9 protein-coding genes and 2 tRNA genes are annotated in these 7,249 nt (G+C 59.7%); 1 reads left to right on the forward strand and 10 read right to left on the reverse strand.

Features of this window, described 5'->3' with window-relative positions; translation table 11 throughout:
- From C9413_RS24755 to C9413_RS24800, 9 genes are all read right to left on the reverse strand, one after another.
- Positions 1-227 (reverse strand): NAD(P)H-dependent oxidoreductase subunit E (locus tag C9413_RS24755; protein WP_170251028.1); only part of this gene is annotated, 227 nt, incomplete at its 3' end.
- A 16-nt stretch (positions 228-243) separates the two neighbouring features.
- A complete protein-coding gene (locus C9413_RS24760) occupies positions 244-516 on the reverse strand; it encodes a hypothetical protein (RefSeq protein WP_039844557.1) in 273 nt (90 codons plus the stop codon).
- Positions 516-1,706: an NADH-quinone oxidoreductase subunit D gene (locus C9413_RS24765; RefSeq protein WP_170251029.1), complete on the reverse strand. Its 1,191-nt coding sequence runs from the start codon at positions 1,704-1,706 to the stop codon at positions 516-518. The genes C9413_RS24760 and C9413_RS24765 overlap by 1 nt, the downstream gene beginning before the upstream one ends.
- Positions 1,707-2,182: 476 nt before the next feature.
- On the reverse strand, positions 2,183-2,785 hold the full coding sequence (locus C9413_RS24775) for an NADH-quinone oxidoreductase subunit C (protein WP_039844556.1): 603 nt from the start codon (positions 2,783-2,785) through the stop codon (positions 2,183-2,185).
- An 18-nt stretch (positions 2,786-2,803) separates the two neighbouring features.
- On the reverse strand, positions 2,804-3,388 hold the full coding sequence (locus tag C9413_RS24780; RefSeq protein WP_039844555.1) for an NADH-quinone oxidoreductase subunit B: 585 nt from the start codon (positions 3,386-3,388) through the stop codon (positions 2,804-2,806).
- Positions 3,379-3,744 carry an NADH-quinone oxidoreductase subunit A gene (locus C9413_RS24785; RefSeq protein ID WP_028739579.1) on the reverse strand — a complete coding sequence of 122 codons (366 nt, stop codon included), beginning with the start codon at positions 3,742-3,744 and terminating at the stop codon, positions 3,379-3,381. The genes C9413_RS24780 and C9413_RS24785 overlap by 10 nt, the downstream gene beginning before the upstream one ends.
- A gap of 246 nt (positions 3,745-3,990) precedes the next feature.
- A tRNA-Asp gene (locus C9413_RS24790) sits at positions 3,991-4,067 on the reverse strand.
- A gap of 47 nt (positions 4,068-4,114) precedes the next feature.
- Positions 4,115-4,191, reverse strand: a tRNA-Asp gene (locus C9413_RS24795).
- Positions 4,192-4,407: 216 nt separating this feature from the next.
- Positions 4,408-4,809 carry a cupin domain-containing protein gene (locus C9413_RS24800; protein ID WP_039844554.1) on the reverse strand — a complete coding sequence of 134 codons (402 nt, stop codon included), beginning with the start codon at positions 4,807-4,809 and terminating at the stop codon, positions 4,408-4,410.
- Between the two features lie 213 nt (positions 4,810-5,022).
- Between C9413_RS24800 and C9413_RS24805 the strand changes: the two genes are divergently transcribed.
- Positions 5,023-6,009, forward strand: a complete 987-nt coding sequence (locus C9413_RS24805; protein ID WP_170251030.1) for an aldo/keto reductase — start codon at positions 5,023-5,025, stop codon at positions 6,007-6,009.
- A 79-nt stretch (positions 6,010-6,088) separates the two neighbouring features.
- On the opposite strand, the gene C9413_RS24810 is transcribed toward C9413_RS24805, so the two are convergent.
- Positions 6,089-7,249 (reverse strand): esterase-like activity of phytase family protein (locus C9413_RS24810; RefSeq protein ID WP_170251031.1); only part of this gene is annotated, 1,161 nt, incomplete at its 5' end.

Consider the following 7,249-nt stretch of genomic DNA (forward strand, 5'->3'; position numbering starts at 1 on the left):
AGGACACGGAGATAGGACATGTCCAGCATGTCGGCGACTTTCTCGATCGCCGCGCGTGTGACCCAGCCGTCCTGCTCCTGCGCCCGCATCAACAGCGGGATGACCGCCGACTGCTGACGGCCTGCGGGATATTTCTTGATCGTTTTATCCGCCCAAACCGCGTTTTCGTCATTGAAGGCGAATGCGGCAGGCTGGAATTGATCTTCGGCTAGTCGACGAACGGACATTCTTCCTCACGCCTTGTCAGTTTAGGGTCCCACACCGCGAGGCTGTCAGAGACTGCATCTCGCAAGCATAGGCCGACTGGTCTTTCTGCATAAACACAACGAACTTGTTGCCGTTCGGAACGGCAGCCTTGATTTCATAGCCCCTGGACAATAGCTCGCCCATGGAGGCCTGGTCGCCCGGAGGCGCTACATCCTGCGCGCCCAGCTTCTGGCCGAATCCCTGATTTTCCTGAGCGAACGCTCCGGATGCCATGAGTAAAACGGCTGCTGAAAGCGCGGCAAGCTGCATCAGCGATCCACCTCGCCGAACACGATGTCGAGCGAGCCGAGAATGGCAGCGACGTCAGCCAATTGGTGGCCGCGGCACATGAAATCCATCGCCTGAAGATGAGCATAGCCCGGAGCTTTGATCTTGCAGCGATACGGCTTGTTGGAGCCGTCGGAGACGAGGTAGACGCCGAACTCGCCCTTCGGCGCTTCGACGGCGGCGTAAACTTCGCCGGCCGGAACGTGGTAGCCTTCGGTATAGAGCTTGAAGTGATGGATCAGAGCTTCCATCGAGCGCTTCATCTCGCCGCGCTTCGGCGGCACCACCTTGCCGTCGACCGACGAGAATGGTCCAGTGCTGGCATCGCCGAGCAGGCGGTTCACGCACTGCTTCATGATGCGGACCGATTCACGCATTTCAATCATGCGGATCAGGTAACGGTCATAGCAGTCGCCGTTCTTGCCGATCGGGATATCGAACTCGAGATCGGAATAGCACTCGTAAGGCTGCGCACGGCGCAGGTCCCAGGCAGCTCCCGAACCGCGGACCATGACGCCCGAGAAGCCCCAAGCCCAGCAGTCTTCCAGCGATACCACGCCGATATCGACGTTACGTTGCTTGAAGATGCGGTTGCCGGTCAGAAGATCGTCGATATCGTCCAACGCCTTCAGAAACGGATCGCACCAGTCGCCGATATCCTGAACGGGCTTTTCCGGCAGATCCGGATGGACGCCGCCTGGACGGAAATAAGCCGCATGCATGCGCGAGCCGGAAGCGCGCTCATAAAACACCATCAGCTTTTCGCGCTCTTCGAAGCCCCAGAGCGGCGGCGTCAGCGCGCCGACGTCCATGGCCTGGGTCGTGACGTTGAGGAGATGCGACAGGATACGGCCGATTTCCGAATAAAGAACGCGGATCAGCTGACCGCGAATCGGGATTTCGATGCCGAGCAGCTTCTCGACGGCCAGCGCATAGGCATGTTCCTGGTTCATCGGTGCCACATAATCGAGGCGGTCGAAATAAGGAACGGCCTGCAGATAGGTTTTGGTTTCGATCAGCTTCTCGGTGCCGCGATGCAACAGGCCGATATGCGGATCGACGCGCTCCACAATTTCGCCGTCGAGCTCCAGGACAAGACGAAGAACGCCGTGCGCCGCCGGATGCTGTGGCCCGAAATTGATGTTGAAGTTGCGGACGTTATGTTCGGTCATGGTGCAAACTCCAAGCCAAACGCGCCGCTGGTTAGGCGGATGGCGAATGGCGAATAGCGAATGGTTTCGTTCCGTTTCATTGTTTCTCCTGGAGACTCCGTACCAGCGCCCTGATCATCCGTCTGATCTCGTCGCACTTTTCGGTCATCTGCCTGAACGCAATCTCGCCGATCAACCGACGCGGTGAGAAATGAATACCTGTTTCCAATTCCTTCAACGAACCTGGGACATGCGCAGATATCGAATAAAGCTTCCAGTGACTTCACGTCCGTGCCCTTCAGCAATATTGGCAGCAATCGAATTTGCTGCCTGCGTACCTGGGTCGTCAGACCGTCAAATCTCCAACTTGGGAAGATCCTCGGTCATCCGATAGCAGTCCACCGCGCGATCGATCGCCAACTGCCAGACCTTGAGATCCCTGTCGGAGTTTATCGTCTGCAACCCCTTCCCGACTCGTCGCTGTTCACTATTCGCTTCTACTGCTTCGCCTTCTCATCGCCCGGCAGCACGTATTCGGTGCCCTCCCAAGGCGACATGAAGTCGAAGTTGCGGAATTCCTGCTTCAGTTCCACCGGTTCGTAAACGACCCGCTTTGCCGCATCGTCGTAACGGACTTCGACGAAGCCGGTCGTCGGAAAGTCCTTGCGAAGGGGATGTCCTTCGAAACCGTAGTCGGTCAGGATGCGGCGGAGATCCGGGTGGCCAGTGAAGAGAACGCCGTACATGTCCCAGGTCTCGCGCTCGAACCAGTCGGCGCCGGGATAGACCGCGCAGGCCGAGGGAACCGGCGTATCCTCGTCGGTCGCGACCTTCACGCGGATGCGCAAGTTCTGCTTCGGCGACAAAAGATGATACACAACGTCGAAACGCTTTTCGCGCTGCGGCCAATCGACGCCGCAGATGTCCGTCAGGTTGATGAAACCGCACTTGGCGTCATCGCGCAGGAACGCCAGAAGCGCGATCAGGTTTTCGCCCGTCGTTGTCAGTGTCAGCTCGCCGAATTTCAGTTGCGTCGCGGCAATTAGGCTGCCACGCGCCTCCGAGAGATGGGACGAAAGCTCAGTGAGGGCTTCGCTCATATGTCTTGTCCTTAACCCTTACCGCTCGATCGTGCCGGTGCGCCGGATCTTCTTCTGCAGCAGAAGCACGCCGTAAAGCAGCGCCTCCGCTGTGGGGGGACAGCCCGGCACGTAGATGTCGATCGGCACGACGCGGTCGCAGCCGCGCACCACCGAATAAGAATAGTGATAGTAGCCGCCGCCATTGGCGCAGGAGCCCATCGAGATCACGTAACGCGGCTCAGGCATCTGGTCATAGACCTTACGGAGCGCGGGCGCCATCTTGTTGGTGAGGGTGCCAGCAACAATCATCACGTCCGACTGGCGCGGCGAAGCGCGCGGCGCAAAGCCGAAACGCTCGACGTCGTAACGCGGCATCGACAGCTGCATCATCTCGACGGCGCAGCAGGCGAGACCGAAGGTCATCCACATTAGCGAGCCGGTACGCGCCCAGTTGATCAGCTCGTCGGTCGAGGTGACGAGAAAACCCTTGTCGGCCAGTTCGTTGTTGATCTCGCCGAAGAACGCATCGTTGCTGCCGATCGGCTTGCCGGTGGCGGGATCGATGATCCCGTTCGGCTGTGGCGCAACGAGCGTGCGATTGCTTGAGGGCGTCACTGCCATTCCAGGGCTCCCTTCTTCCATTCATAGATAAAGCCGACGGTGAGCACGAGCAGGAAGACCATCATGGACCAGAAGCCGAACCAGCCGATGGCGCCAAAGGAAACCGCCCAGGGGAAAAGGAAGGCGACTTCGAGGTCGAAGATGATGAAGAGGATCGACACGAGATAGAAGCGGATGTCGAATTTCATGCGAGCATCGTCGAAGGCGTTGAAGCCGCATTCGTATGCGGAAAGCTTTTCCGAATCCGGCGCCTTGAAGGCCACGGCAAACGGCGCAATCAGAAGCGCCAGGCCGATGACGAGGGCAATGCCGATGAAGATAGCGATCGGAATATAGGAACTGAGCAGTTCAGTCATCATGTTCATCCCTGCTTGCCGGATGCGCCAGGCAGCGCAACGGGCAAATGCCCGGCAAGCGAACGTGCGTTGCAACAAGCCGTGGTTAGCGCAGCCGGAGCCATGGCGCAAGACTTTTAGAAAGCCAATTCCACCTGTGAGGATGCGACATTATCAAGCAGATGCAACGATGTCGCGACAAATACGCACAAGTTGCGAGAGGTTGCATGGCAGCCAACCAAAAACTGCATGGCTCGGAGAAAAGAATGGCGCGAGTGACGGGGCTCGAACCCGCGACCTCCGGCGTGACAGGCCGGCACTCTAACCGACTGAGCTACACCCGCGCATCTTGAAGGAAAGGCCGGAATGCGCCTTGCGGCACATCTTAAAATGGCGCGAGTGACGGGGCTCGAACCCGCGACCTCCGGCGTGACAGGCCGGCACTCTAACCGACTGAGCTACACCCGCACTTCATTTCAAGTCATCCGGAGCTTTCGCATCCTTGTCAAAACGGATAGGCCGCTTCGATGAGCGGCTAACTAAGGGGTTCGCATTTGAGTGTCAAGCAGGTTTGGAGACAAAACCATGACAGTCCGGAAATTGTTTTCACGGCAAAGTCCAGCCGCCGTACAAGAGCTGAGCGTTGAGAGGACTTCCGACGCATTTTCTCGCGTCTAACGTCCTTCAGGCCTTTCCGGCATATTGCTCGTCGCTGACCTGCTCCATCCAGTCGGCGACGCTGCCATTCAGTGATTCCTGGATAGCGATATGCGTCATCGCCGTTTCCGGGGCTGCGCCATGCCAGTGCTTTTCGCCGGCCGCGAACCACACGGTGTCGCCCGGCCTAATTTCGCGGATTTCGCCGCCCCAGCTCTGCACAAGCCCCTTGCCGGACGTGACGATCAGCGTCTGGCCCAGAGGATGCGTGTGCCACGCAGTGCGCGCTCCCGGCTCGAATGTCACGTGCACGACCCTCACGCGGGCCGGATCGGGCGCTTCGATCAACGGATCAAGCCGCACGGTGCCGGCGAAATAGTCCGCCGAAGCCTTCGCCGATGGCCGGGAACCGGCTGTCTTGATTTCCATGCTATTGCCTCTTCCTTGTTTGATCCGGCGCGTCCCTCACAGAAAGTAGGTCATCGATCGACCCATTTGAAGTGGAGTGGAAAGATATGAGACCACTCGGCACCGTTCTCGAACAAGCAACGTCTGCGCCCTATTTCCCCCGCAGGCGCTTGTCCGCCCGGGGCCTGGCTGATAGTCGCCGTGCGAGCTTTTCATCACGAATGGAGGATTCCCATGAAACAGCATTCTTTCGGCCGCATGCCGTTTTCAGTCACCAATGTCGGGTTCGGCGCATGGCAGATCGGCGGTTCCTGGGGCGATGTCAGCGAGGCTGACGGCCGGGCGGCCCTCAATGCGGCGCTCGACGCCGGCATCACCTTCATCGACACAGCGGACGTTTACGGCGACGGCCGATCGGAAAAAATCGTCGCCGACGTGCTGAAGAGCCGTGGCGGCACGCCCCCGATGGTCGCCACCAAGGCCGGCCGAAGGCTGAACCCGCATGTCGCCGGCGGTTATACCAAGGCCAATCTCGAAGGCTTTATCGACCGCAGCCTGAAGAACCTGCAGGTCGACAGCCTTGACCTCGTCCAACTCCACTGCCCGCCGACGGAGGTGCTTTACCGTTCGGAAGTCTTCGACGGTCTCAACCAGCTCCAGAAGGCCGGCAAGATCAAGGGCTATGGCGTCAGCGTTTCGACGGTTGAGGAAGGCTTGAAAGCGATCGAGTTTCCGGGCGTCGAAAGCATCCAGATCATCTACAACATCTTCCGTCAGCGCCCCGATCGCCTGTTCTTCCAGGAAGCCCGCCGCAAGAACGTCGCCGTGATTGCACGCGTGCCGCTCGCAAGTGGCCTACTCTCCGGCAAGATCACCCGTGACACCAAGTTCGCAAGCGCCGCCCCCCGCAATTTCAACCGCCACGGCGAGGCCTTCGATGTCGGCGAGACCTTCGCGGGCGTTCCCTTCGAGGTCGGCCTGCAAGCGGTCGAGGAGGTGCGCAAGCTGGTGCCGCAGGGCGCCTCCATGGCAGCCTTTGCGCTACGCTGGATCCTTATGAACGATGCCGTAACCGTGGTCATCCCCGGTGCGCGCAACGCCGAACAGGCAAGGGCCAACGCAGCGGCCGCCGATCTCGCGCCGCTCTGCCACGACGTGATGGACGCGACCCGCGAGATCTACGAGCGGCTGATTGCACCGCATGTGCATCAGCGCTGGTAAGCCTATCCTTTCAGAACCAAAAATGGCCTAGTTTAACCCGCCGGGTTTGACCCGGCCATTTCCTTTCAGTTCTGGGACCTCAGTTCGTGCCGACCAGATTGACCGGGAAGAACAGGGTTTCACCTGAGGAGTCGCTGACCCCGTCGTTGTCGGTGACGGCATAGGCCTTGCCGCCGGCGTCGAAGGTGAAGCCTTCGATCTTGTCGAGCACGTAGCCGTTGGTGGCCGTCTTCAGCTCGTTGACGAAGTCGTAGGCTTCGGTCTTCTCGACGGCCGGTAGCTCGCCGCCGAGCTTGGCGGGCTTGAGATCGGCGATCGCCACCTTATAGAGCTTCTTCAACTTCGCTGCATCGCCCACGAGGTTGTCGCGCTCGATGATATAGACGCTGTCGCCATGGGCAGAGATTTCCGAAAGACCGACCCAGCCGTTTTCGGACTTGTCGAGCGGGTAGCGCACGGCGCCCCATTCCTTGCTCTTCAGATTGTAAGAGACGAGCTTGACGAAGCCCTTCTCGTCGTCCTTCCATTCGCGCTGAATTGCCATCCACAGCGTTGCATCATCTCCGGAGCCGATGATCGTCACGCCTTCGAAACCGTAGCGGATTTCGTTGGCGGTCAGCTCCTTCGGCAGGGCGACCTCGGCCTTGATCTCGCCCTTCGGATTGACGTGGTAGAGCGCGTGCGGCAGCAGCTTTTCGCTGTTGCCTTCGGAAGCGAGCCAGAACCAGCCCTTCTCATCGACGGCGATGCCCTCGATGTCGAGCTTCTGGGCGGCAGCACCGTCACGCTTGATCATCAGCGTCTCGGTGATGACGGCGGGCTTCTGCGTCGCGTCGATTGTGTAGATCGTCGGCTGCATGCCGAGCACGCTGTCGCTGACCGCAAAGAGCTTGCCAGGCTTTTCCGGAACGGCAGCAAGGCCCGAAAGGGCGGCAAAGCCGACCGGGTTGCCATCCTTCTCGGCCTCGACGATCTGCGGATAGGCCTTCTCTCCTTCGGCAAGCTCGTAGATCATCACATGCGAGCGCGGGCCGCCGTCCTCGCCGAGATCGACTTCGTTGGCGGTCGCAAAGAGGTTGCGCGAGGGGATGGCGACAGCGCCTTCCGGCGATACGCCCGATGGCAAAATCTGCGACAGTTCCGGGTCGGCGCCCGTGTCCTTGTAGACGCCGACAACAGAAGCGCGCTCGGCAAGCGCGAAGAAATATTGCAGGCCTCCAAAGGTGGCTGCTTCCAGGCC

The sequence above is a fragment of the Rhizobium sp. SEMIA 4085 genome, assembly GCF_013004495.1.
Taxonomy (GTDB): Bacteria; Pseudomonadota; Alphaproteobacteria; order Rhizobiales; family Rhizobiaceae; genus Rhizobium; species Rhizobium gallicum.